Below are 20,785 nucleotides of genomic sequence, written 5' to 3' on the forward strand. Positions count from 1 at the left end.
TCAATCCTCGTCCTTCGACAGGCTCAGGACGAGGATTGAGCGCGAACCTAGGCCAACAGTCGTCCTCACCCTGAGCCGGTCGAAGGGCGAGGACGCCCCCTCCGTCACGCGGCTGCGCCGCGCGCCACCTCCCCCGCAAGCGGGGCAGGAGGGCTGCGGCTTCCTCCTCACCCGTAAAACGGGGGAGGTGGCGCGGCGAGGATACGCGACGCGACGGAGGGGGCGCTTACACGCTTGCTAAGCCCCCCGATCCCGGAACGGGTCGGCCGGGTACACGCCCAGGATCTCGAAGCGCTCGGAGAAGAACTTCAGCTCGTCCAGAGCGAGTGCGAGGTTGCGGTCCTCGGGGCGGCCGTCGACCTCGGCGTAGAAGAAGGTGGCGGTGAAATTGCCGCCCTCCATGTAGCTCTCCAGCTTGGTCATGTTGACGCCGTTGGTCGCAAAGCCGCCCAGCGCCTTGTAGAGCGCGGCCGGCAGGTTGCGGACGCGGAAGACGAAGCTGGTCACGCAGCGATGCGTGAAGTCCGGCGCGGCCGGCGCCTTGTCGGCGGTCATCACCAAAAAGCGCGTGGTGTTGTGGCGCTCGTCCTCGATGTCGCGCGCCAGGATGTCGAGGCCGTAGATCTCGGCGGCCAGGGCGGGCGCGACGGCGGCGTGGGTCGGGTTGGGCTTCAGGGCCAGAGCCTTGGCGGCGCCGGCCGTGTCGCCGGCCGCCTCGGTCTCGACGCCCAAGCGCTTGAGGCTATTGCGGCACTGGCTGAGCGCGATCGGCATCGAGCTGACGACCTTCACGTCCTCGATCTTGACGCCCTTGTTGGCCATCAGCTGGAAGCGGATCGGCTTGAAGCGCTCGCCGATGATCTTGAGGCCCGAGGCGGGCAGCAGGTGATGGACGTCGGCGACGCGGCCGGCGATCGAGTTCTCGATCGGGATCATGCCCAGCGCCGCGACGCCCGTCTTGATGGCCTCGAACGCCTCTTCGAAGGTCTTGCAGGGATAGGCCTCGTAGTCGGGGAAATAGGTGCGGCACGCCTCGTGGCTGTTGGCGCCGGGCTCGCCCTGGAAGGCGATCTTCTTGAGGAGGCTCATCGGGTTTCCTCGGCCTGCTTGCGGGCCGCTTCGAGATCAGAGGGATTGTCGACGGAGATCGGCGCGGTCCTGGCCACGGCGGCGCGGATGGTCAGGCCCAGCTCCATGGCGCGCAGCTGCTCCAGCTTCTCGCGCTTTTCCAGCGGCGAGGGCGCGGCGGCGTTGAACGCCTCCAGCGCTTCGCGGCGATAGCCATAAATGCCGATGTGGCGCCAGACAGGGCCATCGCCATAGAGGGTGGAGCGGGTGAAATAGAGGGCCCGGCCGCTTTGGCCGTCCTCTTCCATGGCCAGCACGGCCTTGACCACATCCGGGTTGGCGCGGTCGGCGGGCGAGGCTTCGGGGGCGACGACGGTGGCGATGTCGGCGTCGCCGAACTCCTTAAGTATTCGGGCGCAGTCGGATAGCACGGCCGGGTCGACGAAGGGCATGTCGCCCTGCAGGTTGATCACCACGTCGTGCTCGAACCCCGGATCGAGCGCAGCCAACGCCGCCAGAATCCGGTCCGAACCCGACGGCAGATCCGGATCGGTCAGCACGGCGGTTCCGCCAGCCTTTTGAACAGCTTCGACGATTTCCGGGTCGCCGGCGGCCACCGCGACCGGACCAATACCCGCTTCGAGGCCCTGACGGAGAACCCGCACGATCATCGGAACCCCGCCGATATCGGCCAGGGGCTTGCCCGGCAGGCGGGTCGCGGCCATCCGAGCCGGTATCAGAATGAGGGGGTTCATCGGTTCAAATCTCCGCCGCCCTGTTGCGCGAGGGGCGGTAGCGTGTAAGAGACGCGAGCGCAACATGACGCGCGCTGGAGACTCGTCCTTGTGATTCCGGCGCGCGGGTTTCAAGCCCGCCGTTCGACGGGCCGATAAGAGGCTGACAAGGCTGAAATGAGCGACCTGACGTTCAACAAGATCGCTGGCGGCGTGCTGCTGACCGGCCTCGTTATTTTCGGTCTGCGGGAAGCGTCCTCGATCGTCTTCGCCAAGCACGAAGTCGAAAAGGCCGGCTACGAGATCGCGGTCCAGGAAGAAGGCGCCGAAGGCGGCGCGGCGGCGGTTGAGACCCTGCCCGACTGGAACGCCGTCCTGACCCCGGCCAATGTGGCCGCCGGCCAGGCCGTCGCGGCCAAGTGCGCCGCCTGCCACAAGTTCGACGCTTCGAACGCCAACGGCACCGGCCCCGGCCTGTGGGACGTGGTGGGTCGCAAGCCGGCCGCGCATGCGGGCTTCAACTATTCGGGCGCCATGAAGGACTTCGGCGCCAAGACGCCTGTGTGGGACTACGACCACCTGTATGAGTTCCTCAAGGCTCCGGGCAAGTACGTCTCGGGCACGAACATGACGTTCGTCGGTCTGAAGAAGTCGGAAGATCGTGTCGCGATCATCGCCTACATGCACAGCCTGGGCAGCAAGCTGCCGGTTCCGCCGCCGCGTCCGGTGGCCGCTCCGGCCGACGCCGCTGCTCCGGCGGCTGAAGGCGCGGCTCCGGCCGCCGAAGGCGCTGCGCCCGCCGCTGGCGCCGCCGCGACCCCGGCCGCTCCGGCCGCCGCCGCCCCGGCCGCCCCGAAGGCCTAAGGCTCTCGGACATCCGATACGAAGAGGCCGCGACGCGAAAGCGCCGCGGCCTTTTTTGTTTGCGGGAAGCGCCCCCTCCGTCACCGCGCCTACGGCACGGCGACACCTCCCCCGTTTGCACGGGTGAGGAGGACGCGGCCTCCCTCCTGCCCCGCTTGCGGGGGAGGTGGATCGGCGCGCAGCGCCGAGACGGAGGGGGCGTCTAAACGCGCCGATACCCCAGCACTCCGCCGGTCGGCGTCGCGGCGATCCTCTCAACCGCCTCGGCCAACGGCTCGATGGCGGTGGCCATGTGGTGGGCGTTGGCGTGCAGGATGGTGTCGGCGTCCAGCAGGATCGCCACGTGGCCCTTCCAGAACACCAGGTCGCCGCGCCGGCGGTCGGCCTCGGCGACTTCCGGGAAGAAATCGCGCTGCATGTCGGTGTCGCGCGGACAGGCCCGGCCGCAGGCGTAGAGCGCCTGCTGCACCAGGGCCGAGCAGTCGAGGCCCAGGCTTTCCCGGCCGCCCCACTGGTAGGGCGCGTGCAGGAACCGCTCGGCGACCGCGACGTAGTCGGTTTCGAAGCGGCCGACCGGCGCCAGGTGGTGGTCGACGAACCAGCCCGACCGCGCTCCGCGCACAAAGCGGCCTTCCCGCGCCTCGACCGTGACCAGGGCGTTCAGGCTATAGAGCCCGACGATGGCCGATTTGATGTCCGGCTCGGCGAAGGCGTAGGTGCGCGGCGCGGCGATCCGATGATCCGGCGTCAGCACCGGCGCCGACAGGGCCTCCACCAGCACATAGCCGACATAGCGGTCGCGCCGGGCCTGGCCGAAGGCGAAATCGCCGACCTCGAACAGCACGTCGAACAGCTCGCCAAAGACCAGCTGATCCTCCTGCTCGGCGTCCGGCTCGGGGGCCTTGCGCAGGCTGGCGATGGGCGCGCTGACCTGCATCGGCGTGACATCGGCGAAGCGCTCGGCGGCGACCAAGCCCTCCAGCCGGCGGTCGGCGAGCCCGTCGCGAACCAGAGTGACGCGGCGATCCGGAGCGCTCATCGGACAAACCTCGCTTGCAGCATGGCGAAGGCCGCGCGGATGGCCTGGACCTCGGCCCCGACCGGATAGCCGGGACGCCCCTTCGGGTTCCAGGCGAAGACGTCGAAGTGGGCCCAGCTTCCCTCGCTCGGGGCGAAGCGCTGCAGGAACAACGCCGCCGTGGTCGCGCCCGCCTGGGCCCAGCCGTCGGGGTCGTTCTTCAGGTCGGCGATGTCGCTGTCCAGCGCGTCACGATAGGCGTCGGTCAGGGGCAAGCGCCACAGCGGGTCGGACACCTTGCGCGAGGCGGTTTCGATCTGCCCGGCCAGAGTGTCGTCGGCGGTCCAGAACGGGATCACGAACGGCCCCATCGCCACCCGCGCCGCGCCGGTCAGGGTGGCGAAGTCCAGGGTCAGGGCGGGCTTGAGCTCGGTGGCGCGAGTCAGGGCGTCGGCCAGGATCAGGCGCCCTTCAGCGTCGGTATTACCGACCTCGACGGTCATGCCCGCGCGAGTCTGCAGCACGTCGCCCGGCCGCATGGCGTCGCCGGCGATGGCGTTCTCGACGACCGGGAGGAGGATCACGAGGCGCACCGGCAGCTTGGCCTCCATGACCATCCGCCCCAGCGCCAGAGCGTGGGCGGCGCCGCCCATGTCCTTCTTCATCAGGCGCATGCCCGACGAGGGCTTGATGTCGAGACCGCCGCTGTCAAACACCACGCCCTTGCCCACCAGCGCCAGCACCGGATGGGACGGATCGCCCCAGGCGATCTCGATCATGCGCGGCGCCCGCGCGTCGACGGCGGCGCGGCCCACGGCGTGGACGGCGGGATAGTTCTCCTTCAGCAGGTCATCGCCCCGCACGACCGAGAGGGTCGCGCCGTAGCGCTCGGCGATCTCGCCGGCGATGGTCTCGATCTGCAACGGCCCCATGTCGTTGGCCGGGGTGTTGACCATGTCGCGGCACAGGGCGCAGGCGTGAGCCAGGGCGGTGACGAAGGCCACATCGACGCCCGTGGGGGCGACCAGGCGCGGGATAGGCTCGCCGCGCTTCTTGTAGCGGTCATACCTATAGGTCCCGAGCGCGAAGGCCAGGGCCGCCTGCTCGCCGTCCAGGCCCTTGGGCAGGCGCGAGAGGGCGTAGTCGCCGGCCGGCAGCTTGCCCGCCAGGCCCCGCAGCAGCGACAGATCGGCGCGGCCCGCACCCACGCCCATCAGCACCTGCTCGATCGCCCCGCTGGCGCCGGGAACGGCCAGAACCTGTCCGGCCTTGCCCGAAAACTTGATGGCGGCGGCGTAAGTTCTTACCGGGGCTCGCTTTCGCGCCAGAAAGGCCTCGACTTCAGACTCCGCCACGGGATGCACCGGGATCGCCTTGCCGTCGGTTTCGGCCAGGATCGGATGCGCGGCGTCGGTCATCGGCGAAACCCTTAAAAACTATGCTTAACGATTCCTTGAGGCCCGCGCGGGATGATGCGCGCACCTTCTGGAGACTTGTCTTCATGTGTCGCAAGCGCGCGCTCATCGCAACCGTTCTCGCCCCCATCGCCCTCGCTCTGGCGACCCCGGTCTTCGCCGCCGATCCGCCGAAGGCTGATGCGGGCAAGACCGCCAAGGCCGCGCCCGCGCCGGTGAAGGCCTCAGCCCAGCAGCGGGCCGAGGCGCGCCGCCTGGACCCGCTGGCCCAGGCCGCGTTCTGGGGCGCGGAGTTCGAGGTTGATCCGGGCGACGCCGAGGCCGGCGCGGGCCTAGCCAAGTCACTGCGCGCGCTCGGCCGCGCCGACGAGGCCGCCATCGCCGCGACCAAGGGCCTGATCGCCCATCCCGAAGACGCGGGCCTGCTGCTGGAACTTGCGCGCGCCCACATCGCCCGGGGCCAAGGCTTCTATGCGATCGAGCCCGCCCGCAAGGTCGCCGCCCAGTCGCCCAAGGACTGGCGTCCGCTGACCCTGCTGGGCGTCGCCTATGAGCAGGCCGAGCGGGATGAGGAAGCCGAAGCCGCGCACCGCCAGGCGATCGCGCTGGGCGCCAACGAAGCCACCCCGCTGGCCAACTACGCCATGCATCTGGCCGCCAAGGGCGACCTGGCCGGGGCCGAGACCCAGCTTCGCCGCGCCGTCGCCCTGCCCTCGGCGACCATCCAGGTCCGCCAGAACCTGGCCTTGGTGGTCGGGCTGCAAGGCCGCTTGCCGGAAGCCGAAAAACTGGTCCGCGCCGACCTGCCCCCCGAGCAGGTCGCCAACAACCTGGCTTATCTGCGCGCCGTCACCGGCCAGGCGGGCCAGACACGCAGCTGGGACGCCATGAAGGCCGGCGGCGGGCGCTAAAAGCGCCGCCTACCCCGCCAGGGCCTGGCTGATCACCTGGGTGGCCTTGGTGAAGGTGCCGAGCAGTGGCGTCGCCATGACATGCTTCAGCGTGAAGGCGAAGAACGCCGCAAGGCCCAGCAGCAACGCCATCTCAAGCGCCGCGCCGCCCTTTTCCTCCTCCGCGAACACGCGAACCGGAGGCCCCTTGCCCTGATAGTCCATCGCACCTGTCCCAAACCGACACTGAACGGTTGAGACAGCGCAAGACCTGCGCCAGGGACTCTACTTGAAGGCGTCCTGAACCTTCATGATCGCCGGGCCCAGGATCATCACAAACAGCACCGGCAGGAAGAACAGGATCATCGGCACGGTCAGCTGGGCCGGCAGGGCCGCGGCCTTCTTTTCAGCCGCCGACAGGCGCAGCTCGCGGTTTTCCTTGGCCATGACCCGCAGGGCGGTGCCCAGCGGGGTGCCGTAGCGCTCGGCCTGGATCATCGCGGTGGCGACTGACTTGATGCCGGGGTGGTTGGTGCGGCGGGCGAGGTTCTCATAGGCCACGCGGCGCTCGGGCAGGTAGGACAGCTCGGCGGTCAGCAGGCTGAGCTCCTCGGCCAGCTCCATCGACGAGGACCCGACCTCGGCCCCGACCTTCTGGATGGCGGCTTCGATCGACATGCCGCTTTCGACGCAGATCAGCAGCAGGTCCAGCGCGTCCGGGAAGGCCGCCACGATCGACTCTCGACGCTTCTGGGCGACATTGGTGATGTAGACGTTGGGCGCGTAGTAGCCGAACGCCAGGAACGCCACGCAGGCGCACATCTTCTGGATCGGCAGCAGGCCAAAGTCGTTGATCAGATAGAGATAGAAGGCCGCGCCCGCTGCGAAGGCGAACGGCATGGCGAACCGGAAGAAGTAGAAGGTGCTGACGGGCTTGGGACCGCGAAAGCCGGCCTGGGCCAGCTTTTCCACCACCTTCGGATCCTCCAGCAGCCGCGACAGCTGCAGGCGGTCGACGACGTTCTTGTAGAGGCCCTCGTCCTGGTGGCGCAGGCTGCCGCCGGCCGTCCCGCCGCTGCGGGTGGCGATCGACTGGCGGGAGCGGCGACGCAGCTCCTCGCGACGGTTGGCGACCGACTTTAGCCGGCCTTCCAGATTGTTGTCGCGCATCACCGGCGAGGCCAGGGTGATGATGGTGGCGAACACGACCACGGCGATGAAGGCCGTCAGGACGTTCGAGGGGTTGGTCAGGGTTTCGACAAGCGACATCCGGCCCTCCCCCTCAGAACTTGAAGTTGATCATGTTGCGCATCACGAAGATGCCGATGCTCATCCACACGGCGCTGACCAGCAGCATCAGGTGACCGCGCGGATCGGTGAACATCGGGGCCATATAGGCCGGCGAGGTGACGCTGATCAGGGTGACGACGCCCGGCGGCAGGCAGCCGATGATGAAGGCCGAGGCGACGGCTTCGGCCGACAGCGCCTTGATCTTCTCCTTCATCAGCTTGCGCGCGCGCAGCACGGTGGAGAGGTTGCTCAGAGCCTCGGCCAGGTTGCCGCCCGTCTTCTGCTGGATGGCCAGCACGATCGAGAAGAAGCGCAGCTCGTTGGTCGGCATGCGCTCGTACATCTTCTCCAGGGCCGCATCCATCGGCACGCCCATGGCCACGTTCTCGGTCAGGGTGCGGAACTCGCCGGCCAGGGGCTCGGGGCACTCCTTGCCAATGATCTTCAGGCAGTCGTGGACCGGCAGGCCTGACTTGATGCCGCGCACGATGATGTCGACGGCGTCGGCGAAGGCCTCTGTGAACTTCTGGGTGCGGCCCTTGATCAGGAACCCGAGCACCCAGCGCGGCAGCCCGGCGCCGGCGGCGAAGCCCGCGCCCAGCGCCACCAGCGGCGACTGGCCCAGCAGCAGGATGATCATGGCCACGAACAGGCCCAGGACCCCGCTGACGATCCAGAACATCCGGACATTGTCGCCCAGACCCGCCGCCTGCAGGCGGGCGCCGATGCTGAGCGAGGCCTTCTTCTGCTTGCGCTCCTGGTCTTTCAGCGCCTTGAGAATGGCCTGGCGGCGGGCGTCGGGCGTATTGGCGGCGGCCTTGGCGCGGACATTGGCCTGGCGCTCGCCACCCTTGGCGATGATCTGGGCGCGCTTGGCCGCCTTGGCCGAGGCGCTGTCGCCTCCGGCGAACGCAAAGCCGAGGCCCGCGATGGTGATGAAGCCCAGGATTCCGGCCAGGACGAACAGCATCCCCTACTCCGCCGCGTCCAGCGCTTCGGCCAGTTCGCGCTCCAGGCCGTAGTAGCGGGCGCGGTCCCAGAAGCGCGGCCGGGCGATACCGGTCGAGCGGTGCTTGCCCACGACCTTACCGTTCTCGTCTTCGCCGGTGATCTCGTAGACGAACAGGTCCTGGGTGACGATCACGTCGCCTTCCAGGCCCACGACCTCGGTGATGTGGGTGATGCGGCGTGTGCCATCGCGCAGACGGGCGGCCTGGATAATCACGTCGACGGAGCCGACGATCATCTCCTTGATGGTCTTGGAGGGCAGGCCGTAGCCGCCCATGGTGATCATGCTCTCGATCCGGCTGATCGCTTCGCGCGGGCTGTTGGCGTGCAGCGTGCCCATCGAGCCGTCGTGGCCGGTGTTCATCGCCTGCAAGAGGTCGAACGCCTCCGGCCCCCGGACTTCGCCGACGATGATGCGTTCGGGACGCATCCGCAGACAGTTCTTGACCAAGTCGCGCATGGTCACCGCGCCTGATCCTTCCAGGTTCGGCGGACGGGTTTCCAGGCGCACCACGTGCGGCTGCTGCAGTTGAAGTTCGGCCGCGTCCTCGCAGGTCACGACCCGCTCGGTGGGGTCGATGAACGCGGTCATGGTGTTGAGCAGCGTCGTCTTGCCCGAGCCGGTGCCGCCCGAAATGACGATGTTGCAGCGGCAGGCGCCGATGACCCCCAGAACCCGCGCCCCTTCAGGGCTGATGGAGTTGAACTCCACCAGGTTCTTCATGGTCAGCTTATCTTTCTTGAACTTCCGGATGGTCAGGGTCGGACCATCCAGCGCCAAGGGCGGGGCGATGACGTTGACGCGGCTGCCGTCGGGCAGACGGGCGTCGCAGATCGGCGAGCTTTCGTCGACGCGGCGGCCGACCTGGCTGACGATCCGCTGGCAGATATTCATCAGCTGCAGGTTGTCGCGGAAGCGGACATTGGTCAGCTGGACCTTGCCGCCCACTTCGATGAACACCCGGTGCGCGCCGTTAACCATGATGTCGGCGATATCGTCACGGCTGAGCAGGGGCTCCAGCGGGCCGTAGCCGAGGACATCATTGATGATGTCCTGGACCAGGTGCTCCTGTTCCGCGACCGACATCGAGACGTTCTTGATCGCCACCAGTTCGGCGACGATGTCGCGGATCTCCTCGCTGGCCTGCTTCTGATCGAGCTGAGCCAGCTGGCTCAGGTCGATCGTGTTCAGCAGCGCATTGAAGATCGTGGTCTTGGTGGCGTGGTAGTAGTCGCTCTGTTCACGGACGATATGAGCGGTCTGCGGCTGACCTTGGGCGGCGCGCAGCTGCTCCAAGCCCGCCGTGGCCTTGGGCGCAGGGCCGCTGACCTTGGGCGCGGGGGCCTTGGGTTCCGGCGCGGCGACGGGCTCGACGCGTTGCGGCCGCGTAGCGATGGCCGCACCGCCCGCCGGAGCGGGGGGGGGCGCCTTGGGATCGCCGGAGGCTGACGTATCGCGCTTGCCGAACATCTACTTCTTCTTGAACAGGCCCGAGAACAGCGAGGTCTTCTGCGCCGGCGGCGGTTCGCGCCGGCTGATCAGGCGCGCCAGGTGCTCCAGCCCCTCGGCGGCCTTGGACTTGGGGGCCACCTCAGCCAGCATTTGACCATTGTTGGCCGCCTGGCCGTAAGGCTTGGGATCGAACGGCAGCACCAGCGACGGCTGCACGCCCAGGGCCTCGCCGAAATCCTTGACCGGGATCTCCGGACGGCCGGGCACGCCCACCTGGTTCAGGACGAGGCGCGGCGGGGCGTCGTTGGGCCGCGAGCCCTTGACCAGATCGATGATGTTCTTGGCGTTGCGCAACGACGCCAGGTCCGGCGTCGCCACAACCACCAGGTCGTCCGAACCGATCAGCACCCGCCGGGTCCAGGCGTTCCAGACGTGCGGCAGGTCCAGCACCACGAAGGGCGCGGCGCCGCGGATCTTCTGGGTGACTTCCTCGAACGCGTCGGCGCCGAACTCGTAGTCGTCGTCCAGCGAGGCCGGCGCGGCGAACAGCGACAGGCGGTCGGCGCAGCGCACCATCATCCGGTCCATCAGCACCGGGTCCAGACGGTCGGGCTGGCTCAGGGCGTCCAGAACGCCCTGCAGCGGGTCCTGGTTGAAGTCGAGGCCAGCGGTGCCGAAGGCGAGGTCCAGGTCGACCAGCACGGTCGCGGTCTGCATCTTCTCGGCCATGGCCCAGGCGAAGTTGTGCGCCAGGGTCGAGGCCCCAACCCCGCCCTTGGCCCCGACGAAGGCGATCTGGCGGCCGGTGAACGGCGCGGCGGGATCTGCGTAGAGCGCGCCGACGGCGCGGATCACCTGCAGCGGGCCCAGCGGCTGGGTCAGGTACTCGCTGACGCCCCGGCGCATCAGTTCGCGATAGAGGGCGATGTCGTTGGTCTGGCCGACGACGACCACCTTGGTGCCGGGGTCACAGACCTGGGCCAGGCTGTCGAGCAGGTGCAGCAGGCGCTGGGCGCCGTCCAGGGTCTCGACCATCACCAGCGAGGGCGTCGGCTGGTTCTGGTAGTAGTCGACGGCCGCCTCCAGGCCGCCGTCGCGCACGATCGTGGCGGCGCGCGACATCCGACGGTCAGCGGCGGCCTTCTCGATCAGGGCCGCGGTTTCGGGTCGGGCGCAGAAAGCGTGGATGGTGATACGCGGGATCACCGCATCGCCCAGGCCGCTGTCGGCGATCGGCTCGTTATAGGCCTGCGCGGGTGCGGCTGCCCCGATGGAGGGCATGTCCAGATCCCGGTCGTCGTCGTCGCTGCCGCTCATCACGGGCGCTGCCGGTTGGGCAGGCCGCGCCTGCGGCGTGGGCCGCGTCGTCAGCGGAGCGGCCTGCGACGAGCGGGCCGGCGGGGCGGTGTCTTCGCGCGGTCGCGCGGGCGGGAAGTCGGCGAAGGGGTCCTCGAACCCGCCGGCCGGCGTCAGCGACGGGGCGGGCGAGCGCCAGGGATCGCCCGCGCCGGTGGTGAACTCGTCGGCGGCGTCGAAGCCGAGATCGAAGGGGTCGTTGTCGGTCGGCCGCATTACTGGATCGCCTTCGAGACGACGCCGCTGGCCTGTTCGTCCTTGGCCGAGCTGGTGATCTCACCCTTGCGGTACTTGCCAAGCACGGTTTCGCGGCGGCCCGCATCGGCGGGGGTCATGTCGCGCGGTCGCACCAGGTCTTCCGGATTGGCGACCTGGGCGGCGATATTGGCGGCCATGGCGCAGCCGAAGTTCTCGTACACGGTGTTGTCGCGGGTCGCCGCCAGGTTCTCCCAGCGCTGACCGCACTTGATCGGCTGGGCTTCATAGCGGACGAAGCCGACGCGGATCGCGCCCTCCTCCGCCGCCGCCGGATCAACGCCGACGACCCGTACGCGCGAGCCGGCGCCCAGAGCGGCCAGACGGTCGCGGACCTGGATGGCCATGCCGCCGGCGGTGTTCGGCGCGGTCACCACCAGCTCGCGGGCCTCGGCCTCGATCCAGCGTGAGACCAGGGCCTCCAGCGCGGCCGACTGATTGGCCGACAGGCCGGTGGCGTGTGGCTTCAACAGGATCTCGTCCGGCGCGGCGTCGACCTTGATGCGGTCCATCCACTGCTGGGTCTCGGTGGCGGCCAGCTTGCTGGGGCCCTGGTCGGGCGGCGTCGAGGCGCAGGCGGCCAGGCCCAGCAGGGCGGCGCCGAAGAGGACGGACTTGACGGGAAGGCGAAGCGTCATGGCGGCGTCCTACTCGATCACATAGCCGACGGGGCCCTGATAGGCGCGCCCCGCATTGGCGCCGGCCGGCGCCTTGACCACCTTGTTCAACCGCCCCAGCAGCACCGTGCTCATGTCGCCCGCAAAGCGCAGGCCGTCGGCCGGTGTCTGCAGGTTCTGCGGCTTGGTGGGGTCGATGATGTAGGGGGTGATGATGACGACCAGTTCGGTCTGGTTGTTCAGGAAGTCGCGCGACCGGAACAGCGAGCCGAGGATCGGCATGCTGGTCATGCCCGGCAGTGAGTCGATGGTTTCCTTGGTGGTCTGCTGCAGCAGACCCGCCAGCATCAGTGAACCGCCCGAGGGCAACTCGACCGTGCTTTCGACGCGCCGCACCGACAGGCCCGGAACGGTCAGGGCGGTGTTGGTGCCCGCGCTCAGGGTGAAGGCGCCCAGGCTGGTCAGCTCCGACACCTCGGTCGAGAGCTTCAGCGAGATGCGGCCGCCCGACAGCACCACCGGCGTGTAGCCAAGGCCGACGCCATAGGGCTTGAACTCGATGGTCACCTTGCCGCTCTGGTCGCTGCCCGTCGGGACGGGGAACTCGCCGCCAACCAGGAAGTGACCCGCCTCGCCCGAGACGGCCGCCAGGTTGGGCTCAGCCAGGGTGCGCACCAGACCCACGCGCTCGAACGCCTGGATCATGCCCTTGGCCGAGTTCAGACCCGCGCTGCCGGCGGTGTTCTGGATCGTGGCGATGTCGCTCTCGCGATCCACCGCCGGAAGGTCGTAGGCGTCGGTGATCGGGTTGTACCGCATCACCTGCGGCTGCTTGGTGGTGTCGGCCTTGTAGCCGCCCGTCACCCCGCCCAGAAGGCTGCCGTTGACACCGTAGCTGGGCGCCATGCCGAAGGTGTACTGGGTCTCGCCCAGCTGGCCGATGACGGCGTTCAGGTCGACGCCCAACTGCTTGATGACGTTGCGCTGCACCTCGACGATGCGGACCTGCAGCATCACCTGGTCCTTGCCGGCGACGCTGATCATGTTCAGCACCTTGTCCGCAGACCCCACGAACTGGGCGGCGATCCGGGCCGCGCCCTCGGCTTCGGCGGCGCTGCGGACCACGCCGCTCAGCACGACGCTGTCGCGGATCGGCGAGACGGTGATCTTGGCCTCGGGCATGATCTTGCCCAGCGTGGCGGCCAGTTGATCGACCGGCTGGCTGACCCGGATGCTCAGCGACAGGATTCTGCGGCCGGCGGCGTCGAAGAAGGCTGCGTCGGTCGTGCCTTCGGCCAAACCGACGATGTAGATGCGGCGCTTATCGCGCAGCACCGCATCAGCGATCTGCGGATTGGTGACAAGGAGGTCACGGACCTCGCTGGGCAGCTCGACGATGGCCGACTTGCCCTTGGCCAGCTCCAGCGTGGCGGCGGTCTGGTCGGCGGTCATCACGATGCGTGCGACCTGATCCTCGGCGCGCATCATCACCGGCGCAGGCGGCGCGACGGGCGCGCGCGTGACGCGCGCGGGCGGCCGATAGGTGTGCGACCCGCCGACAGGACCATCGGCGAAGACCGGCGCGGCCGGCGCCAGGGCCAGCACGCCGGCGGCGGAAACCGTCAGGAAGCGACGCGAAGCGGACATGGGAGCTTTCACGGAAGAAGCGGTCACCGGGCGGCTCATGGGCGCACCGCCACGCTGGTGGTCTGGCCGCCGCGGTTGATGCGGACGGTCGAGTCGTCGCCCGCGACCGGCCGGGTTACGCCCGACGGGCCGCCCATATCGGTATAGGCGCGCAGGGCCAGGGTGATCGGGCCGCCAGCCTTGGCGCGGGCCAGAGTCTCGGCCTCGACGGGGCCGACCTCGAGGGTGGCGGTGGCCGCGACGATCGACTTGGCGCCCTTCTCGGCGGCTGTCGCCTGGTCGAGGGCCAGCACGCGAATGTTCTGCAGCACGGTTTCGGCGACCGTGATCTTGCCGCCTGCGTCGCCGACGGCGGGCGCGTCGCGGGTCGACAGCACGTCGACGCGGTCGCCCGGCAGGATAAAGCCGCCGACGGCGGTGTCGGAGGTCACGGGCACCGACATGGCGCGCTTGCCAGGCGTCAGGACGACCGACAGGTAACCGCCCTCGCCGCCCCGCACGATCTTGCGGGGGGTGATGGGCTCGCCGACCAGGATCGGATCGCGGACGATCGCGCCCTCGACCACCTTGGCGGGATCGCCGCCGATCATCTGGTCGGCGGTGGCGGCGACGACGGCCTTGGCCGCATCGACCTTGCCTTCCGGCGCGGCGGGCGCGGCGCCGTTGGTGATGAAGGCCGCATTGATCGAATCACTGGGCCAAGCCTGCCAGCCCACATCGGCGGCCACCAAGCGCGTGCCGACGGGCAGGTCGCGCTTGGCGACCAAGACCTGGGTCATGGGCTTGCCCTGCGCGGCGGGCGCGCTCGCGCCCTCGACCAGGCCGGTCGGCTTGGCCGGCGCGCCGCCCAGGGCGCGCTGCAGCACCACGGCCAGGCCGATGGCCGACACCGCGGCGATCAGGACGATCAATAGGCGAACGGGGCTCATGAGCAGGCTGGAACTCTAGGGTGAGCCGCACGGCCGCCGGTCCGGCGAGCGCGCACGATTCGTCAGTCAGCCTTTCTGGCCACGTTCCATGGTGGCCGACACATGGTTAACGCCCGCTAAAAGTTTTGCTCAGGGAGTCGATCGATCGCGCGACAGGCTGTCGCGCCGCGCGTCAGGCCAGGACTGGGCTCAACCCAGGATTCCCTGGGCCAGGGCCCCTTGCGGGAAGGCCGCCAGGGCGCCGACCGCGATGGCCACGCCATAGGGCAGGTCCCCGCCCGTCGTCCCCAATTTGCGTAACCAGGCGGGCCCGCCGGCGACGGCCGGGGCGAGCCAGCCTGAGCGAAGGGCCAGGATGGCGAAGGTCAGGGCTCCGCCTGCCAGGCCCGTATAGAGCATGAACGGCAAGGCGGCCGGCCAGCCCAACCACAGGGCGCAGACGGCGAACAGCTTGCCGTCGCCGCCACCGATCCAGCCGGCGGCGAACATGCCCATGCCCAGCACCAGCGCGCCGAGACCCACGGCCAGGCACAGACCGATCTGCGGCAGCGGCGCGCCGCTGACCAGGGCGGCCGGAACAAAGGCGGCGATCAAGGCCAGCGAGATCCAGTTAGGGATCGTGTAGCTGGTCAGGTCCTTCAGCGCCCCGACGATGGCCAGGGCCGGAAAGACCAGCAGCAGCGGGATCTGGAGAGCCTGCATGGAGACGGTGGACCTTGTTGCGTTCACGCCCATTCTGGGGTCGCACACGTGAAGCAATGGTTTCCCGCAGAACGTAAAAAAGGCCGCGACGCCCGGCGTCGCGGCCCTTGCTTTCGAGGCGTGTTGAGCGCCGTTAGGTGCCCGCAGCGGTCGAAACCGCAGTGCCGGCCTTCGTGAAGGCGAGGTTCAACTTGTCGCCCAGCGTCGTAACCGCGGTCACGATCACCACGGCGATCAGGGCGACGATCAGCCCATACTCGATGGCGGTGGCGCCGGACTCGTCTTGAATAAAGGCTTTCAGCAGGCGCGTCATGAACGCAGTCTCCGAGATGAAATAGACAGGCTGTAACTTAAGCTCCAGCCATGAAGTCTTGGTGAGCCCAGATGGTTAAATCACGGGAAACCTACCGCGCAGAGAAGGCTTGGCCGGACCCGAAATAAAGAAAAGGGCCGAGGCGGGAGCCTCGACCCTCTTCTTTTCGAGCGTGACGCGGGTGGCTTAGGTGCCAGCCGCCGTCGAAACCGCAGTGCCGGCCTTCGTGAAGGCGAGGTTCAGCTTGGTGCCGAGGGTCGTGACGGCGGTCACGATGACAACGGCGATCAGGGCGACGATCAGGCCGTATTCGATGGCCGTGGCGCCCGATTCATCCTTCAGGAAGCGAGTGACGAACTTGGTCATGACTTGGTCTCCTAAACCAGAGCTAGTTGATTTGAGGCTCTCAAGCCGTTCGACTTGCTCACCCCCGAAAACACGATCAATTTCGCCGACCGCACTTAATGGCCAGTAAACAGCCAATAGTTTCCGACGATTTTCTTTTGGTTTATTTGTATTTACCGTTATTTGTTCTTAACCATGCAGGTCGGGAGCGTCGCCAAGCCCTTTTGATTCAACGACTTTCTCAAGCGACGCTTGGCCGCACGTCCGGAAATTTTAGTCTTTTGTTGACCAATAAAAATGATCTTGGGGGTCGTTCGGATCCGGGATCGGAAACCCTCATGCGTCGTCTCTCCCTCGTCATCGCCACGCTCGCGACCCTTTCGGGAGCCTCTGCGTGGGCTCAGACCCTGCCGGTCGAGAAGGTTTCGACGACGAGCGCCCCCTCCGCCGTGTCGGTCGACCTGCCGGTCTCCGCAGGTCAGGCTTCCTATGTGAGCCTCTCGGGTCCTGTTCGCGACATCGTGGTCGGCGATCCCAGCATCGCCGATGTCAGCGTCGTCAACGACCGCACCCTGGTGGTTCTGGGCAAGCGGCCCGGCGTGACCAGCCTGCTGGCCTTCGGCGCGGGCGGCCGCGCCCTGGCCAACCGCCAGGTGGTGGTCTCCGAGAATGGCGGCGGCGGCGTCACCGTCTATCGCGGGGCCACGGCCAGCAACTACGCCTGCGCCGCCCAGTGCACGCGCCTGGGCCAAGGAACGCCGTAGTCCCTCACGTACGCGCGCGTCCTAACCTGTAGTTAGGATCGTTCCGCTAGCTTGCCGGTGAAAGCAGGATTGCTCGCCGCATGGCCACACGCTCTCTTCTCGCCCGCGCACGTCTCCGGCTGGCCCGCTCGGCCGGCCGTTTCGCGCGCGCCGACGAAGGCGCGACGGCCGTCGAATTCGCCCTCGTGGCCATCCCCTTCCTGATGCTGCTGTTCGCCATCATCGAACTGGGTCTGGTTTTCCTGGTCTCCATCACGCTCGAGAACGCCGTGATCGACGCGGGTCGCACCATCCGCACCGGACAGGTCCAGACCGCCGGCAGCGACGCGGCCGCGTTCAAGACCGCCGTCTGCAACCGCATGAGCTGGCTGGGCTCCAAGTGTTCGACCGCGCTGCGAGTCGATGTGAACACTTTCGCCGACTACTCGACGGGTAGGACTTCGGCGGTGAACACCACGGTGCCGACCACGATGAACTGGAACCCGGGCGTTTCGGGCTCCATCGTTCTGGTCCGCGCCTACTACACCTGGCCGCTGATCACGCCGATGATGAACACCGGGCTGCAGAGCTCCAACGGCAATCGGATCATCTACGCCGCCACCTCGTTCACCAACGAGCCGTACGACCAATGAGCCGCCGTCGCCCCCTCTCTGGCTTCTGGCGCGACAAGCGCGGCGTCTCCGCCGTCGAATTCGCCCTGATCGCCCCGGTGATGATTGTCATGTACTGCGGCCTCGCCGAGGTGACCCAGGCGATGATGGCCCAGCGGCGGCTGTCGAACATCGCCTCGCAGATCGGCGACCTGGTGGCTCAGAGCAGCCAGACGGGTCCGACCAAGATGACCGACGTCTTCACGATCGGCTCGATCATCATGGCGCCCTTCCCCACCAGCACCCTGAAGATGTGCGTCGCCAGCATCACCTCGGACGCGACGGGCAAGGACACCGTCGCCTGGTCGCGGGCCTCCGCCAGCGGCATGTCGACCTGCCCCGCCCAGGGCGCGGTCTTGACCACGGTGCCCGTGGGCGTGCTGCCCGCCAGCCAGAGCGTGATCATGGCCCGCGCCAGCTATGCCTACGCCTCGCCGATTAAGCTGGTGATGCCCCGGGACATCACATTCCAGCGAACCTTCTATCTGCGCCCCCGCAAGGTGGACGCGGTGATCTGGTCGAGTTCGAGCTAGATCTCCAGGATCGCATTCAGCCGCGCCGCCAGCGGATGCTCGAGCAGGACGCGGTCGCCCAGCCGCGACACCGGCCGCGCGCCGATCAGGCTGTTGGTCAGGACCACCGCCTCGGCATGATCGAGGGCCTCGACCCCGACCGCGACCTCCTCCACAGGTTCGATCGCCACCAGCCGCGCGCGGGTGATCCCCGCCAGCACGCCACAGTCCAGGCGCGGCGTGAACAGCCGTCCGTTCGCCAGCCAAAAGAGGTTCGCCGCCGCCGCGCAGGCGATCTCGCCGCGATTGTTCAGCATCACCGCCTCGTCGGCGCCGGCGCTCCGCGCCTCGGCCCGCGCCAGCACGTTGTCGAGGTAGGACAGGGTCTTCAGGCGTGAGGCGGGCGAGCCTTCGTTGCGCCTCGTCGCCGCCACCATCAGGGCGGCGGGGTTGATCACTGGGTTCGACGGCGCGGCGGTGGCGAAGAGGCGAACAACCGGTGCGGCCGGTCGATCCAAGCCCCGGCCGCCCGAACCGGCGGTCAGGGTCAGGCGGATCGCGAACCGGCCTTGCGCGGGCGCAGCGGCCCGGGTCGCCCGCTCGGCTTCATCGCGATCGAACGGCAGGCCCAGGATGACGCAGCCTGCGGCCATCCGATCCAGGTGAGCCGAGAGGTGCGCGATCACGCCGTCCCGGGCCAGCATGGTCTCGAACAGACCATCGCCCAGCAGCAGGCCGCGGTCGTTCAGGGGGACGGCGTCCGGCAGGGTCATTGGGTGAGCGCCTTCTGCAGGGCCGCGATCTTGGCCTCGGTCTCAAGGCGCTCGCCGTGCGGATCGCTGTCGGCGACGATCCCCGCCCCCGCCCGGGCCTCCAGCCGCCAGCCTTGGTCGTCCTCGACGAGGCCGACGGTGCGGATCAGGACGCTGGAGTCGAAGGCGCCGTCGACGCCGGCCCAGAACAGGCTGCCGCAATAGGGACCGCGCGGCGGCTCCAGCGCGGCGATCACCTTCATGGCCTGCACCTTCGGCGCGCCGGTGATCGAGCCCGGCGGGAAACTGGCCCGCAACAGGTCAGCGACGCCGCGCCCGGGCGCCAGCCGTGCGGTCACCGTCGAAACCAGATGATGCACATTGGCGAAGCTCTCGACCTTGAACAGCTCCGGCGCGCGGACGCTGCCGGCCGGCGACACGCGGGCCAGATCGTTGCGCATCAGGTCGACGATCATCAGGTTCTCAGCCCGGTCCTTGTCGCTGGCCAGCAGCTCGGCGGCCAGGGCGCGATCCTCGGCGGCGTCGCGCCCCCGGGGCCGGGTGCCTTTGATCGGCTGGGTCTGGATGGCGCCCGCCGCGTCCAGCTTGAGAAACCGCTCGGGCGAGTTGGATACCAGCGCCCGGCCGGGCAGGCGCCAATAGGCCGAGAACGGCGCGGGACTCTGCGCGCGCAGGCGTACGAACAGGTCGAACGGATCAACGCCCGCCGCCAGCCGCCCCGTCCAGGACCGGGCGATATTGGCCTGGAAGATCTCGCCGCTGAGAATGCGTTCGACCACCTGCGCCACCGCCGCCTCATAGGCCTCAGGGTCGCTGGCCATGAGGTCGGCGCAGAGCGGGCTGGATGGTTCGGGGCGCCCGGACGCGGGGGCGTCCAGCCAAGCCAGGGCGTCCGTCGCCCGCGCCTGCGCCGTCGCATCGGTGTCGCCCCGCCCCACGGCCAGCACCTGGCGGGCGTGATGGTCGAACGCCAGCAGGGCCGGATAGCGGGCGAGGGTCAGGTCCGGCCAGTCGGTGCGCGCGAGTCCCAGATTCTCGACCCGGTCGCCCAGCTCATAGGCGCCGAGGCCGACGACGCCGCCTTGGAACGGCGGACCGTCGGGATGGCCGGGCTGGCGTGGTCCGACCAGCGTAGCAAGGGCGGCGAAGGGGTCGGCGCTCTCGTCGGCCGACAGGCTCAGCGCCGCCTCCGGCGCCCGCAACAGATACGACCACCGCCCCGCGCCCCCGGTCACCAGCGCGCAGGCGTAAGGCTCGTCCAGGAAGGGCGCCAGCGCCCAGACCGGCTCGCGCCACGGGGCGGTGAGGAGAGCGACATGCCGCATGCCGTGGTGATAGCGGGGTAGGCAGACTGAGGCCAGTGCTGGGGCCCACAGGCGGCTCCGCAGCCGTGCTGAAGACGGACCTCAAAGGACGGACAAGACCTCAACCGAACGATTCCGGGCGTCGCCTTGCGCTTAGAGAACTGCGAGCCGCCGGGCCAAACGCCTCCTCAGGCTGCGCGGATGCCCGAGCCGCTCTCGACGGCCGCGCCAACCACGGCGTCGTAGCCGAGGATCATGTCGACGTCCTTGCCGTTGCTGGCCAGCGGCAGGCGCAGCCACAGGATCGACATGTGCGGAGCCCCGCGCCAGGCCAGGCTGTGGACGCCGACGCCGGGACGACGCTCGTCCACGACCTTGTCCAGCTCCTTGCGCCAGTAGTCGACAGCAGCGGCGTTGTAGACGTCGCCGATCAGGCGGCCCGTGATCTCACGGCCGTAGACCCCGTAGAGACCGGTGCCCGCCAGGCGCAGGCGATAGTCGCGGGGCGAGCCGCCGACGACATCGATCAGGCTGACGGTCGGCAGCAGACGTTTCATGCTTGCAGGATGCACGTCGACGCGCGCGGGGAGGTTCGCCCCCCGACGGAGGGACGCCCAGTAGGCGAACATCTCCTGGTGAGCGCGGGCCGCCGTGGCCGATGCGCTCAATTGCGCGGACATCTTCAGAGTCCTTAACAAGCTATTGGAATCACTTCGATTCACTATCGCTTAAGGAACGAATCGGCGGCAAGTGAAAAACATGTCGCGCGACAAGATTCCCGGGGAGAGTCAACCATCAACGACAACGCCCGCCGTCCGGGATCGGACGGCGGGCGTTGTTTCGAGCGCAGGCCGCGAACGGCCAAGCTTTTGTTCCGA

General features: G+C 68.5%; 23 protein-coding genes and 2 pseudogenes. 6 read left to right on the top strand and 19 right to left on the bottom strand.

Annotated features, from left to right (window positions below):
- Positions 1–90: pseudogene (locus ACT53N_RS09190) on the bottom strand (hypothetical protein); the annotation flags it as partial.
- A 1-nt stretch (position 91) separates the two neighbouring features.
- Here ACT53N_RS09190 and ACT53N_RS09195 point away from each other — a divergent pair.
- A pseudogene (locus ACT53N_RS09195) lies at positions 92–241 on the top strand (hypothetical protein); the annotation flags it as partial.
- Here ACT53N_RS09195 and ACT53N_RS09200 read toward each other — a convergent pair.
- Positions 238–1,089, bottom strand: a complete 852-nt coding sequence (locus ACT53N_RS09200; protein ID WP_476063618.1) for a prephenate dehydratase — start codon at positions 1,087–1,089, stop codon at positions 238–240. The pseudogene ACT53N_RS09195 and the gene ACT53N_RS09200 overlap by 4 nt on opposite strands.
- Positions 1,086–1,823 carry a 3-deoxy-manno-octulosonate cytidylyltransferase gene (locus tag ACT53N_RS09205; protein WP_476063619.1) on the bottom strand — a complete coding sequence of 246 codons (738 nt, stop codon included), beginning with the start codon at positions 1,821–1,823 and terminating at the stop codon, positions 1,086–1,088. The genes ACT53N_RS09200 and ACT53N_RS09205 overlap by 4 nt, the downstream gene beginning before the upstream one ends.
- A gap of 156 nt (positions 1,824–1,979) precedes the next feature.
- Here ACT53N_RS09205 and ACT53N_RS09210 point away from each other — a divergent pair, with 156 nt between their 5' ends.
- Positions 1,980–2,666 (top strand): c-type cytochrome, encoded by a 687-nt coding sequence (locus tag ACT53N_RS09210; RefSeq protein ID WP_476063620.1) that lies wholly within the window; start codon positions 1,980–1,982, stop codon positions 2,664–2,666.
- 202 nt (positions 2,667–2,868) lie between these two features.
- Here the strand turns inward: ACT53N_RS09210 and ACT53N_RS09215 are convergent, their stop codons facing one another.
- The gene (locus tag ACT53N_RS09215; protein ID WP_476063621.1) at positions 2,869–3,705 is read right to left on the bottom strand and encodes a C40 family peptidase; all 837 of its coding nucleotides are present in this window, start codon (positions 3,703–3,705) and stop codon (positions 2,869–2,871) included.
- The gene (locus ACT53N_RS09220; protein WP_476063622.1) at positions 3,702–5,102 is read right to left on the bottom strand and encodes a leucyl aminopeptidase family protein; all 1,401 of its coding nucleotides are present in this window, start codon (positions 5,100–5,102) and stop codon (positions 3,702–3,704) included. The genes ACT53N_RS09215 and ACT53N_RS09220 overlap by 4 nt, the downstream gene beginning before the upstream one ends.
- A gap of 83 nt (positions 5,103–5,185) precedes the next feature.
- Between ACT53N_RS09220 and ACT53N_RS09225 the strand changes: the two genes are divergently transcribed.
- Positions 5,186–6,010, top strand: a complete 825-nt coding sequence (locus ACT53N_RS09225) for a tetratricopeptide repeat protein (RefSeq protein WP_476063623.1) — start codon at positions 5,186–5,188, stop codon at positions 6,008–6,010.
- 9 nt (positions 6,011–6,019) lie between these two features.
- Here the strand turns inward: ACT53N_RS09225 and ACT53N_RS09230 are convergent, their stop codons facing one another.
- The 11 genes from ACT53N_RS09230 to ACT53N_RS09280 all read right to left on the bottom strand — a co-directional run bounded on the left by ACT53N_RS09230 (position 6,020) and on the right by ACT53N_RS09280 (position 15,925).
- Complete coding sequence (locus tag ACT53N_RS09230) at positions 6,020–6,214, bottom strand: hypothetical protein (protein WP_476063624.1); 195 nt, start codon at positions 6,212–6,214, stop codon at positions 6,020–6,022.
- A gap of 60 nt (positions 6,215–6,274) precedes the next feature.
- On the bottom strand, positions 6,275–7,258 hold the full coding sequence (locus ACT53N_RS09235) for a type II secretion system F family protein (protein ID WP_476063625.1): 984 nt from the start codon (positions 7,256–7,258) through the stop codon (positions 6,275–6,277).
- 13 nt (positions 7,259–7,271) lie between these two features.
- Positions 7,272–8,249, bottom strand: coding sequence for a type II secretion system F family protein (locus ACT53N_RS09240; RefSeq protein ID WP_476063626.1), 978 nt, complete (start codon positions 8,247–8,249; stop codon positions 7,272–7,274).
- 3 nt (positions 8,250–8,252) lie between these two features.
- The gene (locus tag ACT53N_RS09245; protein ID WP_476063627.1) at positions 8,253–9,758 is read right to left on the bottom strand and encodes a CpaF family protein; all 1,506 of its coding nucleotides are present in this window, start codon (positions 9,756–9,758) and stop codon (positions 8,253–8,255) included.
- On the bottom strand, positions 9,759–11,312 hold the full coding sequence (locus ACT53N_RS09250; protein WP_476063628.1) for a CpaE/TadZ family protein: 1,554 nt from the start codon (positions 11,310–11,312) through the stop codon (positions 9,759–9,761).
- On the bottom strand, positions 11,312–11,989 hold the full coding sequence (locus ACT53N_RS09255; protein ID WP_476063629.1) for a CpaD family pilus assembly lipoprotein: 678 nt from the start codon (positions 11,987–11,989) through the stop codon (positions 11,312–11,314). Before ACT53N_RS09255 ends, ACT53N_RS09250 begins: the two co-directional genes overlap by 1 nt.
- A 9-nt stretch (positions 11,990–11,998) precedes the next feature.
- Positions 11,999–13,654: a type II and III secretion system protein family protein gene (locus ACT53N_RS09260; protein WP_476063630.1), complete on the bottom strand. Its 1,656-nt coding sequence runs from the start codon at positions 13,652–13,654 to the stop codon at positions 11,999–12,001.
- The gene (gene cpaB, locus ACT53N_RS09265; protein ID WP_476063631.1) at positions 13,651–14,544 is read right to left on the bottom strand and encodes a Flp pilus assembly protein CpaB; all 894 of its coding nucleotides are present in this window, start codon (positions 14,542–14,544) and stop codon (positions 13,651–13,653) included. Before cpaB ends, ACT53N_RS09260 begins: the two co-directional genes overlap by 4 nt.
- A 189-nt stretch (positions 14,545–14,733) precedes the next feature.
- Entirely contained in the window at positions 14,734–15,246 is a 513-nt protein-coding gene (locus ACT53N_RS09270) for an A24 family peptidase (protein WP_476063632.1), read from the bottom strand.
- Positions 15,247–15,379: 133 nt separating this feature from the next.
- On the bottom strand, positions 15,380–15,559 hold the full coding sequence (locus tag ACT53N_RS09275; RefSeq protein ID WP_310213473.1) for a Flp family type IVb pilin: 180 nt from the start codon (positions 15,557–15,559) through the stop codon (positions 15,380–15,382).
- Between the two features lie 186 nt (positions 15,560–15,745).
- Complete coding sequence (locus ACT53N_RS09280) at positions 15,746–15,925, bottom strand: Flp family type IVb pilin (protein WP_062095805.1); 180 nt, start codon at positions 15,923–15,925, stop codon at positions 15,746–15,748.
- A 317-nt stretch (positions 15,926–16,242) separates the two neighbouring features.
- Here ACT53N_RS09280 and ACT53N_RS09285 point away from each other — a divergent pair, with 317 nt between their 5' ends.
- The 3 genes from ACT53N_RS09285 (at position 16,243) to ACT53N_RS09295 (ending at position 17,851) form a co-directional block, all read left to right on the top strand.
- Complete coding sequence (locus tag ACT53N_RS09285; protein ID WP_476063633.1) at positions 16,243–16,668, top strand: pilus assembly protein N-terminal domain-containing protein; 426 nt, start codon at positions 16,243–16,245, stop codon at positions 16,666–16,668.
- A gap of 80 nt (positions 16,669–16,748) precedes the next feature.
- The gene (locus ACT53N_RS09290; protein WP_476063634.1) at positions 16,749–17,300 is read left to right on the top strand and encodes a TadE/TadG family type IV pilus assembly protein; all 552 of its coding nucleotides are present in this window, start codon (positions 16,749–16,751) and stop codon (positions 17,298–17,300) included.
- Entirely contained in the window at positions 17,297–17,851 is a 555-nt protein-coding gene (locus ACT53N_RS09295) for a TadE/TadG family type IV pilus assembly protein (RefSeq protein WP_476063635.1), read from the top strand. The genes ACT53N_RS09290 and ACT53N_RS09295 overlap by 4 nt, the downstream gene beginning before the upstream one ends.
- Here ACT53N_RS09295 and ACT53N_RS09300 read toward each other — a convergent pair.
- The 3 genes from ACT53N_RS09300 to mopJ all read right to left on the bottom strand — a co-directional run bounded on the left by ACT53N_RS09300 (position 17,848) and on the right by mopJ (position 20,593).
- Positions 17,848–18,603, bottom strand: coding sequence for an aminotransferase class IV (locus tag ACT53N_RS09300; protein ID WP_476063636.1), 756 nt, complete (start codon positions 18,601–18,603; stop codon positions 17,848–17,850). The two genes, ACT53N_RS09295 and ACT53N_RS09300, sit on opposite strands and share 4 nt — an antisense overlap.
- Entirely contained in the window at positions 18,600–19,928 is a 1,329-nt protein-coding gene (gene pabB, locus ACT53N_RS09305; RefSeq protein ID WP_476063637.1) for an aminodeoxychorismate synthase, component I, read from the bottom strand. Before pabB ends, ACT53N_RS09300 begins: the two co-directional genes overlap by 4 nt.
- Before the next feature lie 167 nt (positions 19,929–20,095).
- The gene (gene mopJ / locus ACT53N_RS09310) at positions 20,096–20,593 is read right to left on the bottom strand and encodes a motility/cell cycle regulatory protein MopJ (RefSeq protein ID WP_476063872.1); all 498 of its coding nucleotides are present in this window, start codon (positions 20,591–20,593) and stop codon (positions 20,096–20,098) included.
- Positions 20,594–20,785 lie beyond the last annotated feature (192 nt).

This window comes from Caulobacter sp. DMC95 (genome assembly GCF_056313785.1).

Excerpts from the sequence above, each read along its gene's own strand:
- ACT53N_RS09200 (WP_476063618.1), bottom strand. The coding sequence starts at position 1,089 with ATGAGCCTCCTCAAGAAGATCGCCTTCCAGGGCGAGCCCGGCGCCAAC.
- ACT53N_RS09205 (WP_476063619.1), bottom strand. The coding sequence starts at position 1,823 with ATGAACCCCCTCATTCTGATACCGGCTCGGATGGCCGCGACCCGCCTG.
- ACT53N_RS09210 (WP_476063620.1), top strand. The coding sequence starts at position 1,980 with ATGAGCGACCTGACGTTCAACAAGATCGCTGGCGGCGTGCTGCTGACC.
- ACT53N_RS09215 (WP_476063621.1), bottom strand. The coding sequence starts at position 3,705 with ATGAGCGCTCCGGATCGCCGCGTCACTCTGGTTCGCGACGGGCTCGCC.
- ACT53N_RS09220 (WP_476063622.1), bottom strand. The coding sequence starts at position 5,102 with ATGACCGACGCCGCGCATCCGATCCTGGCCGAAACCGACGGCAAGGCG.
- ACT53N_RS09225 (WP_476063623.1), top strand. The coding sequence starts at position 5,186 with ATGTGTCGCAAGCGCGCGCTCATCGCAACCGTTCTCGCCCCCATCGCC.
- ACT53N_RS09230 (WP_476063624.1), bottom strand. The coding sequence starts at position 6,214 with ATGGACTATCAGGGCAAGGGGCCTCCGGTTCGCGTGTTCGCGGAGGAG.
- ACT53N_RS09235 (WP_476063625.1), bottom strand. The coding sequence starts at position 7,258 with ATGTCGCTTGTCGAAACCCTGACCAACCCCTCGAACGTCCTGACGGCC.
- ACT53N_RS09240 (WP_476063626.1), bottom strand. The coding sequence starts at position 8,249 with ATGCTGTTCGTCCTGGCCGGAATCCTGGGCTTCATCACCATCGCGGGC.
- ACT53N_RS09245 (WP_476063627.1), bottom strand. The coding sequence starts at position 9,758 with ATGTTCGGCAAGCGCGATACGTCAGCCTCCGGCGATCCCAAGGCGCCC.
- ACT53N_RS09250 (WP_476063628.1), bottom strand. The coding sequence starts at position 11,312 with ATGCGGCCGACCGACAACGACCCCTTCGATCTCGGCTTCGACGCCGCC.
- ACT53N_RS09255 (WP_476063629.1), bottom strand. The coding sequence starts at position 11,989 with ATGACGCTTCGCCTTCCCGTCAAGTCCGTCCTCTTCGGCGCCGCCCTG.
- ACT53N_RS09260 (WP_476063630.1), bottom strand. The coding sequence starts at position 13,654 with ATGAGCCGCCCGGTGACCGCTTCTTCCGTGAAAGCTCCCATGTCCGCT.
- cpaB (WP_476063631.1), bottom strand. The coding sequence starts at position 14,544 with ATGAGCCCCGTTCGCCTATTGATCGTCCTGATCGCCGCGGTGTCGGCC.
- ACT53N_RS09270 (WP_476063632.1), bottom strand. The coding sequence starts at position 15,246 with ATGCAGGCTCTCCAGATCCCGCTGCTGCTGGTCTTTCCGGCCCTGGCC.
- ACT53N_RS09275 (WP_310213473.1), bottom strand. The coding sequence starts at position 15,559 with ATGACGCGCCTGCTGAAAGCCTTTATTCAAGACGAGTCCGGCGCCACC.
- ACT53N_RS09280 (WP_062095805.1), bottom strand. The coding sequence starts at position 15,925 with ATGACCAAGTTCGTCACTCGCTTCCTGAAGGATGAATCGGGCGCCACG.
- ACT53N_RS09285 (WP_476063633.1), top strand. The coding sequence starts at position 16,243 with ATGCGTCGTCTCTCCCTCGTCATCGCCACGCTCGCGACCCTTTCGGGA.
- ACT53N_RS09290 (WP_476063634.1), top strand. The coding sequence starts at position 16,749 with ATGGCCACACGCTCTCTTCTCGCCCGCGCACGTCTCCGGCTGGCCCGC.
- ACT53N_RS09295 (WP_476063635.1), top strand. The coding sequence starts at position 17,297 with ATGAGCCGCCGTCGCCCCCTCTCTGGCTTCTGGCGCGACAAGCGCGGC.
- ACT53N_RS09300 (WP_476063636.1), bottom strand. The coding sequence starts at position 18,603 with ATGACCCTGCCGGACGCCGTCCCCCTGAACGACCGCGGCCTGCTGCTG.
- pabB (WP_476063637.1), bottom strand. The coding sequence starts at position 19,928 with ATGCGGCATGTCGCTCTCCTCACCGCCCCGTGGCGCGAGCCGGTCTGG.